This is a genomic window from Thalassococcus sp., assembly GCF_982780845.1.
In genome coordinates, this window is record NZ_CEYADA010000001.1 from 151,694 (window position 1) to 167,457 (window position 15,764).

Genomic DNA, 15,764 nt, shown 5'->3' on the forward strand with positions numbered 1-15,764 from the left:
CTTTTATAAAGTCCGTTAGTTACCCTGACAGTTCCCTTCGCATGTGAGGGTCATCACATGCACCCCTCCCTGTTGGACTGACCCGGGCAAGCCCCGGGTCTTTTTTTGCGGAGAACTAATCCCACGCGTCAAAATTGCAGAAATCGGCTGTTCCCTCTTGAATAGGAGCAGTTCCCAGACTCTAATCCGTTGGATACTCGATTATTCAATTATTGGATTATTTATGGCCAATTCTTCGCCTTGGAACGATGACCTTCTTGAGTTTTCAAAGATCGGCACAACTTTCACGAACCTAATCAAGTCTCTGGACACCGAAAAAGTTGTCTCGATTGAGGCTGGGTTTGGTCGCGGGAAGACGTTTTTTCGAAAGGCATGGGCCCAGCAACTTAGAGATGCAGGTGAAAATGTAGTTGAAGTTGATGTCCAACTTTCAGACCACTCCGGCGACCCGATCGTCACATTGCTTGGCGCATTGGTCGACGCGATCCCTAAGAAAGATGCATCATCGGCTCAAAAGGCTTTTGCCTCAGCAAAACACATCGCAGCGCTCGGTGCCAAAAGTGCAACTCGGATAGTGTTGCGTTCTGCCGCCGACGAAGTAATTGACGCTTTCACAGACAGTGCGACAGATGCACTAGGCGATTTTGATCATTTGAACGATGTCATTCAAGATTTCGGAGACAGTCTATCCAAAGCCGCCGGAAACCTGATTGCGTCCCAAATGGCCGCAGAAAAAATTCGGAAAATTGAACTCCCCGAACACATACAAACCCTAAGAACCGCAATCTGCGAAGGGTCTGATAGCGAACAAGTGGTTGTCATAATAGACGAACTGGACCGCTGTCACCCTGATTACGCATTGGCATTCCTTGAAGCCACTAAGTTGATTTTTTCTCAATCAGGCTTTGTGTTCTGTTTAATGGTAAACACTGAGCATTTGGAAAACTTGGCCAATCATCGCTTTGGGCAAACAGAAGGCGATGAAGCATACCTTGAAAAGTTCGTCGATATTCGGCTCAAACTTGAGGCATCGCAAGAAGCTGTAGCGTCAGCAGTTTCACAACTTGTTCACAAGCTACCGGCAGAAAGGCTATTTTCAGAACAAGCCGAGTTTTCATTGGAAAGCGCCGCTAAACTGGCAGTTAAGCTGACACAAAAAACCGGGATTGGAATGCGAAAAATAGAGCGCATTCTTCTCAGAGTCGAAATGGCATTGAGGTGTTACCCTGACCAATACTTCGACATACCTCTGCTTATATATCTAGCATTTGAGAACACATTAGATTCGAAGATTTCCACCGATGATCTTTCGAGAGCATCACTTACCCCAGAACGTGCCGAAACCTTCGTATTGGATCGATCATTAGCTACTGAATATCCATTAAGAGAAAGGTCAGAGTCGGAGATGATGAGAGTAATTCGCGACGATTTTCCTGAACTTCTCGAAATTCCAAGAGAGCGCTTTAAATTCCCAGACGATAGGGACTACTACGACTGGGCAAAAGTGTTTGTATTTTTGGCCCCTCACTACATTCCCAGCCACCAACAAGCGCTAAACGCGGTAGCAGAGCTTTTGGTCGAAGTTGAATAAAAAAGCCCCCGCAAAACTGCGAGGGCTTCTTTTGAGCTTCAGAAGGGCGGATTATTCCGCGTCTTCTTTTTTCTCTTCTTTTGCGGCTTCTTCGCCGGTCTCTTGGTCAACGACCTTCATCGACAGGCGAACCTTGCCGCGATCGTCGAAGCCCAGCAGCTTGACCCACACTTCCTGACCTTCTTTCAGAACGTCGGACGGGTGGTTCAGGCGGCGGTTTTCGATCTGGGATACGTGTACCAGACCGTCGCGCTTGCCAAAGAAGTTCACGAAGGCGCCGAAGTCGACGATCTTCACAACTTTACCTTTGTAGATGCCGCCTTCTTCCGGCTCTGCCACGATCGAATAGATCATGTCATAGGCCTTTTTGATGGCCTCGCCGTTCGGACTTGCGATCTTGATCACGCCGTCGTCGTTGATGTCGACTTTCGCGCCGGAGGTTTCCACGATCTCGCGGATGACCTTACCGCCGGAACCGATCACTTCACGGATCTTGTCGGTCGGGATCTGCATGGTTTCGATGCGCGGCGCGTGGACCGAGAATTCGGACGCTTCTGTCAGCGACTTGGCCATCTCACCCAGGATGTGCATACGGCCCGCTTTGGCCTGAGCCAGAGCTTTCTTCATGATCTCGGGCGTGATGCCTGCAACCTTGATATCCATCTGCAGCGAGGTGATGCCGTTTTCGGTACCAGCCACTTTGAAGTCCATATCGCCCAGGTGATCTTCGTCACCCAGAATGTCTGTCAGAACGGCGTAGGAGCCGTCATCTTCCAGAACCAGACCCATGGCCACACCGGCAACCGGTGCTTTCAGCGGAACGCCTGCGTCCATCATGGACAGCGAGCCACCACAGACCGACGCCATCGAGGACGAACCGTTGGATTCGGTGATCTCGGATACAACGCGGATTGTGTAGGGGAAGTCTGTCGCCGCCGGCAGAACCGCCTGAAGCGCGCGCCATGCCAGTTTACCGTGACCGATTTCACGACGACCCGGCGAACCAACGCGGCCCACTTCACCAACCGAATAGGGAGGGAAGTTATAGTGCAGCAGGAAGTTCGAACGGAAGTTGCCGTGTAGCGCGTCGATGATCTGTTCGTCATCGCCGGTGCCCAGAGTGGTCACAACCAGACCTTGGGTTTCGCCACGTGTGAACAGCGCGGAACCGTGTGTACGGGGCAGCAGGCCTGTTTCACAAACGATGTCACGCACTTCGTCCAGCGCGCGGCCGTCGATACGCTTGCCTTCTTTCACAACTGTCGAACGCAGAACTGTGGATTCCAGCTTTTTCAGCGCAGAGCTGAGGTTCGCATCGGCCAGTTCTTCTTCGGACAGCTCTGCCTTGATCGCTTCTTTGGCAGCGGCAACAGCGGCAACGCGCTCTTGCTTGTCCAGAATGCTGTAGGCGGCTTTCATCTGGTCTGCACCCAGCGCGCTTACGCGCTCGTACAGGGCAGAGTAATCCGGCGGTGTGAATTCGAACGGCTCTTTCGCGGCGTCTTCGGCCAGATCGATGATCAGGTCGATAACCGGCTGGATCTGTTCGTGCGCGAATGTCACGGCGCCCAGCATTTCGTCTTCGGTCAGTTCGTACGCTTCGGATTCAACCATCATCACGGCGTCTTTGGTACCGGCAACGACAAGGTCCAGACGCTGTTCAGGGTTGTTGCGCAGCTGATCCATATCCTCAACCTCGGGGTTCAGGATGTATTCGCCGTCAACATAGCCCACGCGACAGCCCGCGATCGGGCCCATGAACGGTGCGCCCGAGATGGTGAGGGCAGCAGAAGCCGCGATCATCGCAACAACGTCGGGGTCGTTGACAAGGTCGTGGCTCAGAACGGTACACATCACCAGAACTTCGTTTTTGAAGCCGGGAACGAACAGCGGGCGGATCGGACGGTCGATCAGACGCGCAGTCAGCGTCTCTTTTTCCGTCGGACGCGCTTCGCGCTTGAAGAAGCCACCCGGTACTTTACCGGCAGCATAGTATTTCTCTTGGTAGTGAACGGTCAGCGGAAAGAAATCCTGACCTTCTTTTTGCGTCTTGGCAAAGGTCACGTTCGCCATGACCGAGGTTTCGCCAAGCGTCGCGATGACTGTGCCATCGGCCTGACGGGCAACCTTACCCGTTTCCAGTGTGAGCGTTTCCTCGCCCCACTGCATTGTTTTCTTCGTAACGTTAAACATCAGCGTTTCCTGTATGGGAGCGCTCCCGGCCCTCCGGGTCTCCCGTTTGAATGGCGGCCCCATTGCCGCCGACCCCTTCAATCTTTTCATGCGCCGGGGTCAAAGCGTCACGTCTCAGATGGGCGCCACATACACGACTTTGCGGCATATTGAAAGCCATTGCGCATTTGGCGGGCGACCCAAAAAAACGCCCGCCTGAAACCAGACGGGCGTCCTGAATTCCGATCAGATCGGATTGGCTTAGCGGCGGATGCCGAGTTTGCCGATCAGGTCTGTGTAGCGAGCTTCTTCTTTGCCCTTCAGGTAGTCCAGCAGCTTACGGCGCTGTGCAACCAGTTTCAGAAGACCACGACGCGAGTGGTTGTCTTTCTTGTGGGTTTTGAAGTGCTCTGTCAGCGTTGTGATACGGCTGGTGAGGATCGCAATCTGTACTTCCGGCGAACCTGTGTCGCCTTCTTTGGTTGCGAATTCTTTCATCAGACGCTGTTTTTCTTCAGCTGTAATCGACATCGGGGTCTCCTTCAGAGTTAAGGGTTATGGCGCAAGCCGGGATGTCGTCCAGCATGGCCCGTGGAGCACAACGGGTCCCAAGAACCCGAAGCGATGCGCGCGTATAGGTCGATTCCTATACAAATGGAAGGAAAATGTGGGTTGCGGTGCTAGACCCCGAAATCGCCCGCCAGCGTTTCAGGTGCCAGAACGATGTCGCTGACAAGTGGGGCCTGATCGGTCGGCACGGTGCAGGCGATATCCCCGTTCAAAAGGATATTGGTGATCGCCGGATTGTCCGCATCCTGTTCGATGCTCAGTTCGGGCTCGACGCCTGCGGTGTCGTCAAACAGAACGATGATCTGGTCTTCGGTATCATCGTAATCCATGAAATGCGCCGCTGCTCCGATATCCGTGGCGTCCATGACAAAGCTGTCCGCCCCGTCGCCACCGGACACATAATCGCCCTGCCCGGCGACCAGCGTATCCGCGCCGTCACCGCCATTCAAAAAATCGGTATCCGCGTCATCATTGCCATAGAGCACGTCATTGCCCCACGCGCCGAACAGCGTATCGATGCCTTCGCCGCCAGACATCGAGTCATCGCCTTCGCGACCCATCAGCGCGTCATTCCCAGTGTCACCATTCAACACATCATTTCCCAGACCACCGGTCAGGCTGTCATCACCAGCACCACCTGAAAGGCTGTCATCCCCAGCGCAGCCCTGCAGGTCGTCATTCCCATCGCCGCCTTCGATCCAGTCGCCGTCATCCTGACCTGCCATGGTGTCATTACCATCGCCACCCGTCAGAAGGTCGCCGCCCGCGCCACCGCGTAGGACATCGTCGCCCGCGTCGCCATCTATCGCGTCCGCACCATCGCCGCCATCCATATGATCGGTTTCCAAACTACCGGTCAGATCATCTGCGCCGTCGCCACCGCCGATGATCCATCCACCTGCGCCAGTGGTCTGAACCTCGTCGTCTTCCTGATCGTCAGACAGGTCATCGGCCAGCAGATCGTCATCGGCGTCGCTGTCTTCGTCAGGCATAGGAAGCGTGGCCAACATCGCTGTCGACCCCAACACCATCAAACCCAAGAGACCCGATAAAAGAAGCATGCCCAATCCGCCACTGTTCAACCCGAACCAACACCAATCCGGTGAGTTAAGGCAAACACCTTCGGATTCCGTGGTTAATGAATTCCTGCATAGCGCGTGCCAACGGGCCAATCTGCGGGACGGGTTTTGTAGGACACATAAAGGGGATGTCGCGGATGGCCGTCTTTGGTCAGGCCAAGGTGGGTCATTGGCCCCAGTTTTGCGGCGAGATCGGCGGCACGACCCAGATGCGCGCCATGCACACCCCACGCGGCAATCGTGGTGCCTGCAAGGTCGTGCCACTGCAATAAAATCTGGTCATTGGCGGGGCCAACCGGATCCTTCGCCTTTTTAAGATCCTCGGGTTTGGTGGCGCGGAAGGCAAACAGATTGGCGATCATCACACCGCCATATCCCATGTCCCGCGCACGGGTTTCGCAGCGGTGGATTGTGGGGTCATTCTTCAGCTCCGTCGCCGTGGACGGGTTGAGCATAATGAATAAAACATGAGGTTTTTCGGCATCCCAGACGCGGCGGAGGCCATAGCGGTACCGTTCACATCCGCTGTAGACCGCCATCGATTCGGTGCCATCCTCGGCCTGATGGTGGCGTTCGATCAGTTCGGATTTTGCCCCGCGTCGTGCCAGCGCCCCGCCCCTTAGTCTGCTTCGACAAACACCCGCGACGGATGCAGTTCGCCCGCTTTGAACCGCCCAACCGCGATGGGTGTGCCATTCAAAGATGCCCAGCATTCTTCGCCGTATTCGACATCCGATGCAATCACGACCGCCGGATTGCCATTGCGAAGGCGCGTGGCGGACTCGGGCGGACAGGTCACTTCGGGCAGATCGGCCAGACCGACCTCGATCGGCAGCAGTTTGGCATCCAGTTCGGGCGTTTTTGCCAATGCGTCGATCTCTTCAATCGACACGCCGTCTTCGACCTCGAACGGGCCGGACCAGATACGGCGCAATTCGCGCACGTGACCAAAGCAGCCCAAAGCCTGCCCCAGATCGCGGGCAATCGAACGCACATAGCCGCCTTTGCCACAGGTCATTTCCAGCGTGACGTGATCCGCATCAGGGCGTTCCAGCATGATCAGCTCTTCGACCCACAAGGGGCGCGCGGCCAGTTCCATTTCCTCGCCGTCGCGGGCGCGTTTGTAGGCGCGTTCACCGTCGATTTTCACAGCCGAGAACTGCGGCGGGACCTGCATGATATCGCCCACGAACTGATGCAGCGCCTCTTTGATCTGATCGTCAGTGGGACGTTCATCAGAGGACGCGATCACTTCGCCTTCGGCGTCATCTGTGTTGGTCGCCTGTCCCAGACGGACCGTGAACCGGTAGGCCTTCATTGCATCAGTGATGTAGGGAACCGTTTTGGTCGCCTCGCCCAGCGCCACCGCCAGAACGCCGGTCGCTTCGGGATCAAGCGTACCTGCGTGGCCTGCCTTTTTCGCGGCCAGCGCCCAGCGCACCTTGTTCACAACAGCCGTCGAGGTGATGCCAGCAGGCTTGTCCACCACCAGCCATCCAGAAATATCGCGACCTTTGCGTTTCCGTCCCATACGACCTGCCTTTGAAAGATACGGGCAAAAGATAAGGGCGCCCGCCTAGCCCAGCGAATGCGCCCTGTCAATTCATCCCGAAAGGACCAATCGCTCAGTCGAGAACCCGTGCCTCGTCCCGCAGCATGACAGGAATTCCGTCGCGGATCGGGAAGGCCAGATTGGCGGCCTTGCTGACCAGTTCCTGCTTTTCCGCGTCATATTCCAGACGGGTGTGGGTTTCAGGGCAAACAAGCGATTCAAGCATGCGGCGGTCAAAGACCTGTGGCGCGTCAGTCATTGCAGCATTCCTTCTGTCGCACCGCCACGCAGCGCGTATTCAATCAGGGTCACCAGAGTTTCGCGCCGTTGTGTCAGCGATTTCGCCTCGAGCAAAGCCTGTTTGTCTTCAGGATCGAACTCCAGAAGCATGGACAGCGAATTGATCAGCAGTTCGTCCTCGGCATCTTTCAGCGTGTCCCAGTCGGCAGACAGGTCCATCGCATCGAAATACCGATCCAAGAGATCAAGGAAAGACGAGCGATCAAAGCTGACATCACGTTCGGTGCCATCCAGATCGAGCGAGTAATTATCCCAAGACACCTCGCAGCGCCGATAGGGTGTGAATCCTTCGACTTCATCACGCACTTCGAACCGCGACACGCCTGCCAGTGTGATCATGTAGCGGCCATCTTCGGTTTCCGAAAACTGCGTCACACGTCCGGCGCAGCCGATGTGCTGCAGGCCGAACTTATTGCCCGCAACATCGCTGGGTTGAACCATTCCGATCAGCCGCGACGGCGTTTTCAGCGCGTCATCCAGCATGGCCAGATAACGGGGTTCAAACAGGTGTAAGGGAAGTCGGGCACGCGGCAACAGCAGCGCACCTGGCAAAGGGAAAACCGGAATGATGTCCGGCAGGTCTTTGATCCGTGTCATATATGATGAGGTTAGCCCAAAAGCCGGTTTAGGCAAATATCATCGAGCTGAGTTTCCGACGTCCGTTCAGCACGATAGGATCGTTCGGTTTCAGCGCATCGAAAATGGTGAAAAGCTGTTCTTTCGCCGCACCATTGTTCCATTCGCGATCCTTGCGGAACAGTTCAAGCAGGGTTTCCACCGCTTCTTCTGTCTGACCGTTGGCGTTCTGTGCCTGTGCCAGATCGAAACGCGCCTGAAGGTTATCGGGTTCTGCCTCAACCTGCGCCATCAGTTCGGCCACAGGGCCAGCGTTTTCCGCCTGCTTCGCCAACGCCAGTTGCGCATACGCGGCTTCCAGTTCCGGCGATTGCGAAATCTCGGCAGGGGCCCCGTTCAGGATGGCTTCTGCCTGTTCGACCTCGCCCACCGCCAGATAGGCGCGCACCATGCCGCCATAGGCCGCGGCGTTGTTCGGATCTTCGCCCAGAACCGCTTGGAACACCTGAACCGCGTCAGTGGCGGCACCCTGTTCCAGCATTTCCTCGGCAGCTGCGATCGCGTCATCCAGACCGCCAGAGGCATCGCCACCGGACGCCTTGACCAGACGTTCGATGAACGCCTTGATCTCGGACTGCGGCACCGCGCCTTGGAAGCCGTCCATCGGCTGCCCCTGATAAAAGGCATAAACCGTCGGGATCGACTGGATTTGCAGCTGGCCAGCGATGGCCTGCGCCTCGTCGACGTTGACCTTGGCCATCTTCACGGCACCTTTGGCGTCGCGAACCGCTTGTTCCAGCATCGGACCAAGCGTTTTGCACGGGCCGCACCACGGCGCCCAGAAATCGACGATGACGGGAACGTCGCGGCTGGCTTCGATCACGTCTTTCATGAAGTCGCGCTCTGCGACGTCTTTGATCAGGTCCTGATCCTGAGGTTGCGCTCCGCCCAGTTCAATCATCACGCGCCCTTTCGCAAATATCCCAAAGTTACTGCCTTACATGGCCGTCCTGCCCCTATCATGCAAGGGGCAGCACTGTCGCGCTTACACGTCGAAGGTTGCAAAGACCGGCGCGTGGTCTGAGGGTTTTTCCCAACCGCGCACATGGCGCAGGATTTTGCTGGAATGTCCCGCGCTGGCGATATCCGACGTGGCCCAGACGTGATCCAGACGGCGGCCCTTATCCGCTGCATCCCAGTCGCGGGCGCGGTAAGACCACCAGCTATACAGCAAACCTTCGGGAATATCGGCGCGGGTCACGTCGACCCAGTTGCCTGCATCCTGCACCTGCGCAAGGTGTTCGACCTCGACCGGGGTGTGGGACACGATCTTCAACAGCTTCTTGTGATCCCACACATCATCTTCGCGCGGGGCGATGTTCAGATCGCCGACCAGAATGGATTTCTCGGGCTTTTCGTTATGAAACCAGTCGCGCATGCCGGTCAGGTAATCCAGTTTCTGACCGAACTTTTCGTTCTTTTCGCGGTCCGGTTCGTCACCACCGGCTGGCACATAGAAGTTGTGGATCGTCACACCGTTTTCCAAACGCCCCGCGACGTGACGGGCATGGCCGAGGTTGGCGAAATCCTGATCGCCTGCATCCTCGATCGGCAATTTCGACAGGATCGCGACACCGTTGTAGCCCTTTTGCCCCCGCGCAACCATGTGGTTGTAACCAAGGGCGCGGAACTGCTCCATCGGGATCTTCTCGACGGGACTTTTGCATTCCTGAAGGCACAACACGTCCGGCGCCTCTTCGGACATCAGTTGCGCCACGATACCTTCACGCAGACGGACCGAGTTGATGTTCCATGTCGCAAGGGTAAAGGGCATCCGAGTTCTCCTGAATTTGTCGGGCGGAGAATGCCCAGATCGGCGCGGTTTCCTCAACCCGAAAACAAACAAAACCCGCCAGACACGTTTGCGTCCGACGGGTTCTTATCAATCAAGCCAGCAGTCTTACGACGGCAGCTTGGCTGTGCGCAGATACGGCAGAACGGTTGTGAATTCGCCGAACTTTTCTTTGGCGTCCTCAGCCGAAACGGTTGCCGGAATGACAACGTCCTGACCAACCTGCCAGTTTGCCGGTGTGGCGACGGTGTATTTGGCCGCTGTCTGCAGACCGTCCAGCGCGCGCAGCACCTCGGCAAAGTTGCGGCCAACGTTCATTGGGTAGGTCATGGACAGTTTCAGCTTCTTGTCGGGACCGATGATAAAGACGGAACGCACTGTCGCGCTGTCGTTCGGTGTGCGGCCATCGGGCAGATACGCCTCGGCGGGCAGCATGTCGAAGGCTTTGGACAGTTCCAGACCGTCATCCGCGATGATCGGGAAGCCAGCAGCGGTGCCTGCAACCTTCTCGATGTCGCCTTTCCATTTCTTGTGGTCTTCGACGCCATCAACGGACACGCCGATCACCTTTGTGTCGCGCTTTGCCCATTCGTCGGCCAACTGAGCGACCGCACCGAATTCGGTTGTGCAGATCGGCGTGAAATCCTTGGGGTGCGAGAACAGGATCGTCCAGTTGTCGCCAATGAACTCATGCAGAGTGAATGTGCCAAGGTCGGTTTCGACCTTCAGATCAGGTACGGTGTCGTTAATGCGCAAGGACATGTGAGTCTCCCTAAAAAATCTGCGTTGAGTCTTACCTAAGGGTTTCAATTCGGGAAAGAACCCCCAATGTTGCCGCAGGGGACTTGCAATAGCTGCAAGGCAGAGGCAAGAATTTGATCAAATTCACATAGCGCACCGGTTGCGCAGGGAGGTTTCAGGCATGGACCATAAGAAATTCTACATCGACGGCGCATGGGTAGACCCGATTGAAGGCCGCGATCTGGATGTCATCAACCCGACGACAGAAGAGCCTTTTGCAACGATTTCGCTGGGTGGTCAGGCCGATACAGATGCAGCCGTTGCCGCCGCTAAGCGTGCCCTGCCCGGTTGGATGGCAACCCCGCCGGAAGAGCGGATCGCAGCGGTAGAACGCCTGCTGGCCGCCTATAAGGCAAAGGCCGAAGAACTTGCGCAAGCCATGAGTCAGGAAATGGGCGCACCGCTTGATCTGGCGCGGCGCAATCAGGTTGGCGCAGGCATCTGGCACCTGAGCGGTTTTCTGAAAGCCGCCAAGGATTTCAAATTCGAAGAGCCTCTGGGCGATCACGCCCCGAATGACCGCATCATTCACGAAGCCGTCGGTGTTGCCGCGCTGATCACGCCGTGGAACTGGCCGATGAACCAGATCACGCTGAAAGTGGGCGCCGCTGCTGTGGCAGGTTGCACGATGGTTCTGAAACCGTCTGAGGAAAGCCCGATTTCCGCGATGGTCTTTGCCGAAGCGATGCACGAGGCAGGATTCCCCGCCGGTGTGTTCAACCTTGTAAACGGTGACGGCGTTGGCGTCGGGTCGCAACTTTCGGCGCATCCGGATGTGGATATGGTCAGCTTCACGGGTTCGACCCGCGCAGGCAAACTGATTTCAAAGGCCGCAGCGGATACACTGAAACGCGTGCATCTGGAACTGGGCGGTAAAGGCGCGAACCTGATTTTCGCCGATGCGGACGAGAAGGCCGTCAAACGTGGCGTCCTGCATATGATGCAGAACTCGGGTCAAAGCTGTAACGCGCCGTCGCGTATGATGGTTGAAGCGCCTGTGTATGATCGCGTGGTGGCCGAGGCTGCCGAAGTGGCCGCGAAGGTCACAGTTGGTCCGGCATCCGAGGAAGGCCGCCATATCGGCCCCGTCGTGAACCGTACCCAGTGGGACAAAATTCAGGGGTTGATCCAGACAGGCATCGACGAAGGTGCACGTCTGGTCGCCGGTGGTCCCGGATTGCCCGAAGGCATGAACAAGGGCTTCTTTGTGCGTCCGACAGTTTTTGCCGATGTCACACCCGACATGACCATCGCGCGGGAAGAGATTTTTGGCCCCGTTCTGTCGATCATGAAGTTCGACAGCGAAGAGGAAGCTTTGGAGGTTGCCAACGACACGCCCTATGGCCTGACGAACTATGTGCAAACCGCTGACGGCGCGCGGCGCAACCGTCTGGCGCGTCGTTTGCGGTCGGGCATGGTGGAAATGAACGGTCAGGACCGCGCGCAGGGGTCGCCCTTTGGCGGCATGAAGCAATCGGGCAATGGCCGTGAAGGTGGTTACTACGGTCTGATCGACTTTCTTGAGGTCAAAGCTGTGTCCGGTTGGGACAGCGGCGAAGCCTGATCCGGCGGAGTGCTGCTGCACGCCGCAGCACACGGGTTGGCCTCGGCCAAAAGGCCTCGGGCGGTTCCCCTTTCAAGGCCCCTAGAACGGGGCCTTGACGCGGAACGTGTGGCCCTTGCCCCCGTCGGGGTGACTGATGCGCAATTCTTCGGCGTGCAACATCATGCGGGGGTAATCCTGATAGGTATCAGGCGTATAAAGAGGGTCGCCCAGAATGGGGTGACCGATGAATTTCGTGTGCACCCGAAGTTGGTGGCTGCGACCGGTTTTCGGGAACAGACGCAGGCGGCTTTCGGTGTCGTTTGACTTCATGACGCGCCAGTCGGTTTGCGCCGCGCGACCGTTTTCGTAGTCGATCATCTGCAAGGGGCGGTTCGGCCAGTCGACGCCGATAGGCTGGTCTACTGTGCCGGTCTTTTCCTCGACCTTGCCGTGGACGCGGGCCACATAGGTTTTCTTGGTCGTGCGTTTTTCAAATTGCTTGCCGAGGTGACGCTGCGCGTGGGGTGTCAGCCCGAACACCATCGCGCCGGATGTGTCGCGGTCCAGACGATGGACCAGCAGCACCTCGGGGTAGATCGCCTGCAGACGTGTGATCAGGCAATCTGCCAGTTCGGGGCCCTTCCCCGGCACCGACAAAAGGCCCGAAGGTTTGTTGACCACCAGAATTTCGTGATCGGCATGGACGATTTCGATGTCGTCCTGCGGCGGGTTGTAGGGGGTGATCGACATCAGACGATTTCATGTCCCGCGGCCCGCAAACGCTCTGCCACCGCCGCAATGTGGGCCGGACCGGTTTCGCAGCACCCGCCGATGATTGTCGCGCCGCGGTTCACCCAATCCATGGCAAAATCGGCGTAGCGTTCGGGCGTTATGTCGTCGCGTGGATGAAGCGCGTCGACCGTGGGGCTGTCTGTCAGGAACTCTTTGGTGATCTGGGTGAACGCATTTGCGAAGGCGCCGACAGGCAAACCAGATGGCAGGAATTCGTCGATGGCTGCTGCCATCGCCTCGGGCGCAGAGCAGTTGGCCAGCAATGCGTCTACGCCTGACAGTTGAGCGATGTCGGAAACAGGTTCACCAGACCGTAACAACGTGCCATCTTCATCATCCACTGTCACAGCCAGCCAGACGGGTTTGCCACAGCCTTGCGCGGCCTCAAGCGCGGCTTTCGCGTGGGCGACCGATGCGACCGTTTCGAACAGGATCAAATCGACATGCGGGGCGAGAGCCGCCACCACGGGGGCATATTCGGCAACGCCCTTGGCATGATCCGGGAAAATATCAGGCTGATAGGACGCGCCGAGCGGTCCGATTGCACCAGCAATCCGGCCGGAGCCGTTTGCATCGCGCGCGGCGTTGGCCTCAGACAATGCAGTGGCGCGCAATACGTCTTCCTGATCGGCAATACCGGCCTTGACCAAACGATCCCGCAGCAGGGCGTAGGTGTTGGTCGTTGCGATCGTGGCGCCCGCCGCAAAGTAATCTGCGTGGATTTCCTGAACCAGTCCGGGGTGATCCACCATCACCTGCGTGGCCCAAAGGGGGGTGGGCGTGTCGCCTGTGCGGTGCAGCAACTCTTGCCCCATGCCGCCGTCTAAAAGCGTGATTTTTGCCATGTCAGACCTCAGTGAACCTGTCGCGCCCTACCCTTTCACCAGACGTAGCGCAAGCGCGGCAAAAACCACAGAGGCAATGCGGTTCAGAACAATCGCACGGCGTGTCATCGCGCTGGCAAACCAGCCACCCAACGCGCCGTAGGCCGAAGTGACGATAAATCCTGTGGTGATGAACATCGCGCCCAGCACCAGCATCTGCGCCCAGACAGGGCCGCGTGCGGGGTCTGCGAACTGCGGCAGGAAGGCCAGCACGAACAGCGCAACTTTCGGGTTCAGCAGATTGGTGATCGCGCCTTGACGGACGGCACCCAGAAGGCAGGCCTTGCCCTGAGTTGTTTTTGTGGCGGGGTCAGCAGTCCATGCCTGCCATGCCAGCCACAAAAGGTAAGCCGCGCCCGCGTATCGCAGAATGTCGAACCCCAAGGGATACGCCGCCAGCAAGGCCGCCACGCCGAAGGTCGCCAACAGAACATGGCCCATCGCGCCCAAGGCAACACCGGCGGAAGCCGCAACACCTGCGCGCCAACCGCCACGGGTGCCCGAGGCGATGGCGAACATCACATCGGCCCCCGGTGTCAGGTTCAACGCGATGCCAGCGGTCAGAAAGGCAAGGATGGTTGGCAGATCCAGCATGATCAGTCCTTTTGCGGCAACCCGTCGGCGATGTCGTAATAGTCGCCCTTGTCAACAACGAAGATGTGCTTTTCCAGCGTGACACCCGAGGGCCCGTCTACGGCGCCCAAGGCAAAACTGATCGTTTCTTCGTCATGCGCCTTCCAAAACAGGAACGATCCACATCGCGGGCAGATGCCGCGTTTGGCGGTATCTGATGCCTCGAACCACGTGACCGGCCCTGTGATGGACAACTCGGTGTCCGAAACCTGCGCCGAAGACCACGCATATCCCGACATTTTGCGGCATTGGGTGCAGTGGCAGACCGACATGCCTTTGGGCGTTCCTGTCACGTCAAATGTGACATCTCCACAGCAGCAGCTTCCCTTGATCATGCCTTATCCCCAATTGAAAATCGTGGCCGCCAAAGCGACGCCGTACAGAATGAAACAGGCCGCCAGAACGCGGCGCACCACTGTGTTGGCAACCGCACCCATAGCCGCGCGTCCCAACACTGCGCCCAAGGCGGTGTAGCCGCAATAGCTGAGTGCAGTGATGACCAGCGCCGTCGGCACAATCGCCGACATCTGCGCCATGATCGGCACGTCCGGCTGTACGAATTGCGAAAAGGCGGCAAGGTAGCCCGCTACGCTTTTCGGGTTGATCGTGGCGATCATGAAGGCACGGACATAGATCGACCCGGCGGCAGGGGCTTGAGTCGCCAAGGGTTTGTCCGCCGCGCGCCAGTTGCGCACGCCCAGCCAGATCAGCACCGCAGCACCCAGCAGCTTAGCGATCAGAAAGCCTGTCGGTGAATGGGTCAGCAGCGCGGTGATGCCGGCGGCTGACAAGATCAGGAACAGCAACGCTTGGGTCAGAATACCCAACACACCCCAAAGCGCGCGGCGGAACCCGAGGTTCATACCGTTCTGGATGCAGTTGACCGCGTTCGGGCCGGGCGAGGTGACAAAGACAACCCAGAAGGCCGCAAATATCAGCCAGCCCTCAACGCTCATGTCGCATTCGCAAAGGTTGCGGCCAGAATATCGGTCAACGCATCGGCGTCATCTTGGGTAAAGGCGGCCGGTTGGTCGCTGTCGATGTCCAGAACGCCCAGCAACGTACCCGCGTTGTTCCAGACCGGCAGAACGATTTCGGATCGCGTCGACGATGCGCAGGCGATGTGGCCCGGAAAGGCATCGACGTCGTCGACCAGTTGCACCTGCCCTGTCCGCGCCGCCGCACCGCAGACACCACGCGAAAACGGGATCACAAGACAGCCGTGGCCACCCTGATAAGGCCCGATCTTCAGAAGTTCAGGCTCGGTCACGCGATAGAAGCCCGTCCAGTCGAACCGGTCGTCCGCATGATGCAGCTCACAGGCTACCGTTGCCATCAGGGCGACTGTGTCGGTTTCGCCCTCAGCCAAAGCGGCAATGGTTTTCGACAGTTCAGAATAATCAGCGCGCATGGGAT

18 protein-coding genes are annotated in these 15,764 nt (G+C 57.6%); 2 read left to right on the forward strand and 16 right to left on the reverse strand.

Going from position 1 to position 15,764, the window contains the following annotated elements; genetic code table 11:
* Window positions 1-223 precede the first annotated feature (223 nt).
* Window positions 224-1,591, forward strand: coding sequence for a KAP family P-loop NTPase fold protein (locus AC4FIA_RS00735; protein ID WP_490364327.1), 1,368 nt, complete (start codon window positions 224-226; stop codon window positions 1,589-1,591).
* 51 nt (window positions 1,592-1,642) lie between these two features.
* On the opposite strand, the gene pnp is transcribed toward AC4FIA_RS00735, so the two are convergent.
* From pnp to AC4FIA_RS00785, 10 genes are all read right to left on the reverse strand, one after another.
* The gene (pnp, locus tag AC4FIA_RS00740; protein WP_103909155.1) at window positions 1,643-3,784 is read right to left on the reverse strand and encodes a polyribonucleotide nucleotidyltransferase; all 2,142 of its coding nucleotides are present in this window, start codon (window positions 3,782-3,784) and stop codon (window positions 1,643-1,645) included.
* A gap of 240 nt (window positions 3,785-4,024) precedes the next feature.
* A complete protein-coding gene (rpsO, locus tag AC4FIA_RS00745) occupies window positions 4,025-4,294 on the reverse strand; it encodes a 30S ribosomal protein S15 (protein WP_103909156.1) in 270 nt (89 codons plus the stop codon).
* 149 nt (window positions 4,295-4,443) lie between these two features.
* On the reverse strand, window positions 4,444-5,394 hold the full coding sequence (locus AC4FIA_RS00750; RefSeq protein WP_490364328.1) for a calcium-binding protein: 951 nt from the start codon (window positions 5,392-5,394) through the stop codon (window positions 4,444-4,446).
* 74 nt (window positions 5,395-5,468) lie between these two features.
* A complete protein-coding gene (locus AC4FIA_RS00755; RefSeq protein ID WP_490364329.1) occupies window positions 5,469-6,125 on the reverse strand; it encodes a DUF1643 domain-containing protein in 657 nt (218 codons plus the stop codon).
* Entirely contained in the window at window positions 6,032-6,943 is a 912-nt protein-coding gene (gene truB / locus AC4FIA_RS00760) for a tRNA pseudouridine(55) synthase TruB (RefSeq protein ID WP_490364330.1), read from the reverse strand. Before truB ends, AC4FIA_RS00755 begins: the two co-directional genes overlap by 94 nt.
* Before the next feature lie 94 nt (window positions 6,944-7,037).
* Window positions 7,038-7,223, reverse strand: a complete 186-nt coding sequence (locus tag AC4FIA_RS00765; RefSeq protein WP_103909159.1) for a Trm112 family protein — start codon at window positions 7,221-7,223, stop codon at window positions 7,038-7,040.
* Window positions 7,220-7,861: an LON peptidase substrate-binding domain-containing protein gene (locus tag AC4FIA_RS00770; protein ID WP_490364331.1), complete on the reverse strand. Its 642-nt coding sequence runs from the start codon at window positions 7,859-7,861 to the stop codon at window positions 7,220-7,222. Before AC4FIA_RS00770 ends, AC4FIA_RS00765 begins: the two co-directional genes overlap by 4 nt.
* 28 nt (window positions 7,862-7,889) lie before the next feature.
* Window positions 7,890-8,801: a thioredoxin gene (gene trxA, locus AC4FIA_RS00775; protein ID WP_287473516.1), complete on the reverse strand. Its 912-nt coding sequence runs from the start codon at window positions 8,799-8,801 to the stop codon at window positions 7,890-7,892.
* Between the two features lie 84 nt (window positions 8,802-8,885).
* Window positions 8,886-9,674, reverse strand: coding sequence for an exodeoxyribonuclease III (locus tag AC4FIA_RS00780; protein WP_490364332.1), 789 nt, complete (start codon window positions 9,672-9,674; stop codon window positions 8,886-8,888).
* A gap of 126 nt (window positions 9,675-9,800) precedes the next feature.
* The gene (locus tag AC4FIA_RS00785) at window positions 9,801-10,454 is read right to left on the reverse strand and encodes a peroxiredoxin (RefSeq protein WP_103909163.1); all 654 of its coding nucleotides are present in this window, start codon (window positions 10,452-10,454) and stop codon (window positions 9,801-9,803) included.
* 160 nt (window positions 10,455-10,614) lie between these two features.
* On the opposite strand from AC4FIA_RS00785, the gene AC4FIA_RS00790 reads away from it, so the two are divergent.
* The gene (locus tag AC4FIA_RS00790) at window positions 10,615-12,057 is read left to right on the forward strand and encodes an aldehyde dehydrogenase family protein (RefSeq protein ID WP_490364333.1); all 1,443 of its coding nucleotides are present in this window, start codon (window positions 10,615-10,617) and stop codon (window positions 12,055-12,057) included.
* 81 nt (window positions 12,058-12,138) lie between these two features.
* Here AC4FIA_RS00790 and AC4FIA_RS00795 read toward each other — a convergent pair whose 3' ends face one another.
* The 6 genes from AC4FIA_RS00795 to AC4FIA_RS00820 are packed head-to-tail and all read right to left on the reverse strand — an operon-like array spanning window position 12,139 to window position 15,759.
* Window positions 12,139-12,789: an RluA family pseudouridine synthase gene (locus tag AC4FIA_RS00795; RefSeq protein WP_287475484.1), complete on the reverse strand. Its 651-nt coding sequence runs from the start codon at window positions 12,787-12,789 to the stop codon at window positions 12,139-12,141.
* Entirely contained in the window at window positions 12,789-13,676 is an 888-nt protein-coding gene (locus AC4FIA_RS00800; RefSeq protein WP_490364334.1) for a homocysteine S-methyltransferase family protein, read from the reverse strand. Before AC4FIA_RS00800 ends, AC4FIA_RS00795 begins: the two co-directional genes overlap by 1 nt.
* 27 nt (window positions 13,677-13,703) lie before the next feature.
* Window positions 13,704-14,309 carry a LysE family translocator gene (locus AC4FIA_RS00805; RefSeq protein WP_490364335.1) on the reverse strand — a complete coding sequence of 202 codons (606 nt, stop codon included), beginning with the start codon at window positions 14,307-14,309 and terminating at the stop codon, window positions 13,704-13,706.
* Between the two features lie 2 nt (window positions 14,310-14,311).
* Entirely contained in the window at window positions 14,312-14,683 is a 372-nt protein-coding gene (locus AC4FIA_RS00810) for a GFA family protein (protein ID WP_490364336.1), read from the reverse strand.
* A 3-nt stretch (window positions 14,684-14,686) separates the two neighbouring features.
* Entirely contained in the window at window positions 14,687-15,304 is a 618-nt protein-coding gene (locus AC4FIA_RS00815; protein WP_488049530.1) for a LysE family translocator, read from the reverse strand.
* Window positions 15,301-15,759: a GAF domain-containing protein gene (locus tag AC4FIA_RS00820; RefSeq protein WP_490364337.1), complete on the reverse strand. Its 459-nt coding sequence runs from the start codon at window positions 15,757-15,759 to the stop codon at window positions 15,301-15,303. Before AC4FIA_RS00820 ends, AC4FIA_RS00815 begins: the two co-directional genes overlap by 4 nt.
* Between the last annotated feature and the right edge of the window lie 5 nt (window positions 15,760-15,764).

What these genes read in the sequence shown, in the direction of transcription:
- AC4FIA_RS00735 (WP_490364327.1), top strand. Translation starts at nt 224, where the DNA reads ATGGCCAATTCTTCGCCTTGGAACGATGACCTTCTTGAGTTTTCAAAG.
- pnp (WP_103909155.1), bottom strand. Translation starts at nt 3,784, where the DNA reads ATGTTTAACGTTACGAAGAAAACAATGCAGTGGGGCGAGGAAACGCTC.
- rpsO (WP_103909156.1), bottom strand. Translation starts at nt 4,294, where the DNA reads ATGTCGATTACAGCTGAAGAAAAACAGCGTCTGATGAAAGAATTCGCA.
- AC4FIA_RS00750 (WP_490364328.1), bottom strand. Translation starts at nt 5,394, where the DNA reads ATGCTTCTTTTATCGGGTCTCTTGGGTTTGATGGTGTTGGGGTCGACA.
- AC4FIA_RS00755 (WP_490364329.1), bottom strand. Translation starts at nt 6,125, where the DNA reads ATGCTGGGCATCTTTGAATGGCACACCCATCGCGGTTGGGCGGTTCAA.
- truB (WP_490364330.1), bottom strand. Translation starts at nt 6,943, where the DNA reads ATGGGACGGAAACGCAAAGGTCGCGATATTTCTGGATGGCTGGTGGTG.
- AC4FIA_RS00765 (WP_103909159.1), bottom strand. Translation starts at nt 7,223, where the DNA reads ATGACTGACGCGCCACAGGTCTTTGACCGCCGCATGCTTGAATCGCTT.
- AC4FIA_RS00770 (WP_490364331.1), bottom strand. Translation starts at nt 7,861, where the DNA reads ATGACACGGATCAAAGACCTGCCGGACATCATTCCGGTTTTCCCTTTG.
- trxA (WP_287473516.1), bottom strand. Translation starts at nt 8,801, where the DNA reads ATGATTGAACTGGGCGGAGCGCAACCTCAGGATCAGGACCTGATCAAA.
- AC4FIA_RS00780 (WP_490364332.1), bottom strand. Translation starts at nt 9,674, where the DNA reads ATGCCCTTTACCCTTGCGACATGGAACATCAACTCGGTCCGTCTGCGT.
- AC4FIA_RS00785 (WP_103909163.1), bottom strand. Translation starts at nt 10,454, where the DNA reads ATGTCCTTGCGCATTAACGACACCGTACCTGATCTGAAGGTCGAAACC.
- AC4FIA_RS00790 (WP_490364333.1), top strand. Translation starts at nt 10,615, where the DNA reads ATGGACCATAAGAAATTCTACATCGACGGCGCATGGGTAGACCCGATT.
- AC4FIA_RS00795 (WP_287475484.1), bottom strand. Translation starts at nt 12,789, where the DNA reads ATGTCGATCACCCCCTACAACCCGCCGCAGGACGACATCGAAATCGTC.
- AC4FIA_RS00800 (WP_490364334.1), bottom strand. Translation starts at nt 13,676, where the DNA reads ATGGCAAAAATCACGCTTTTAGACGGCGGCATGGGGCAAGAGTTGCTG.
- AC4FIA_RS00805 (WP_490364335.1), bottom strand. Translation starts at nt 14,309, where the DNA reads ATGCTGGATCTGCCAACCATCCTTGCCTTTCTGACCGCTGGCATCGCG.
- AC4FIA_RS00810 (WP_490364336.1), bottom strand. Translation starts at nt 14,683, where the DNA reads ATGATCAAGGGAAGCTGCTGCTGTGGAGATGTCACATTTGACGTGACA.
- AC4FIA_RS00815 (WP_488049530.1), bottom strand. Translation starts at nt 15,304, where the DNA reads ATGAGCGTTGAGGGCTGGCTGATATTTGCGGCCTTCTGGGTTGTCTTT.
- AC4FIA_RS00820 (WP_490364337.1), bottom strand. Translation starts at nt 15,759, where the DNA reads ATGCGCGCTGATTATTCTGAACTGTCGAAAACCATTGCCGCTTTGGCT.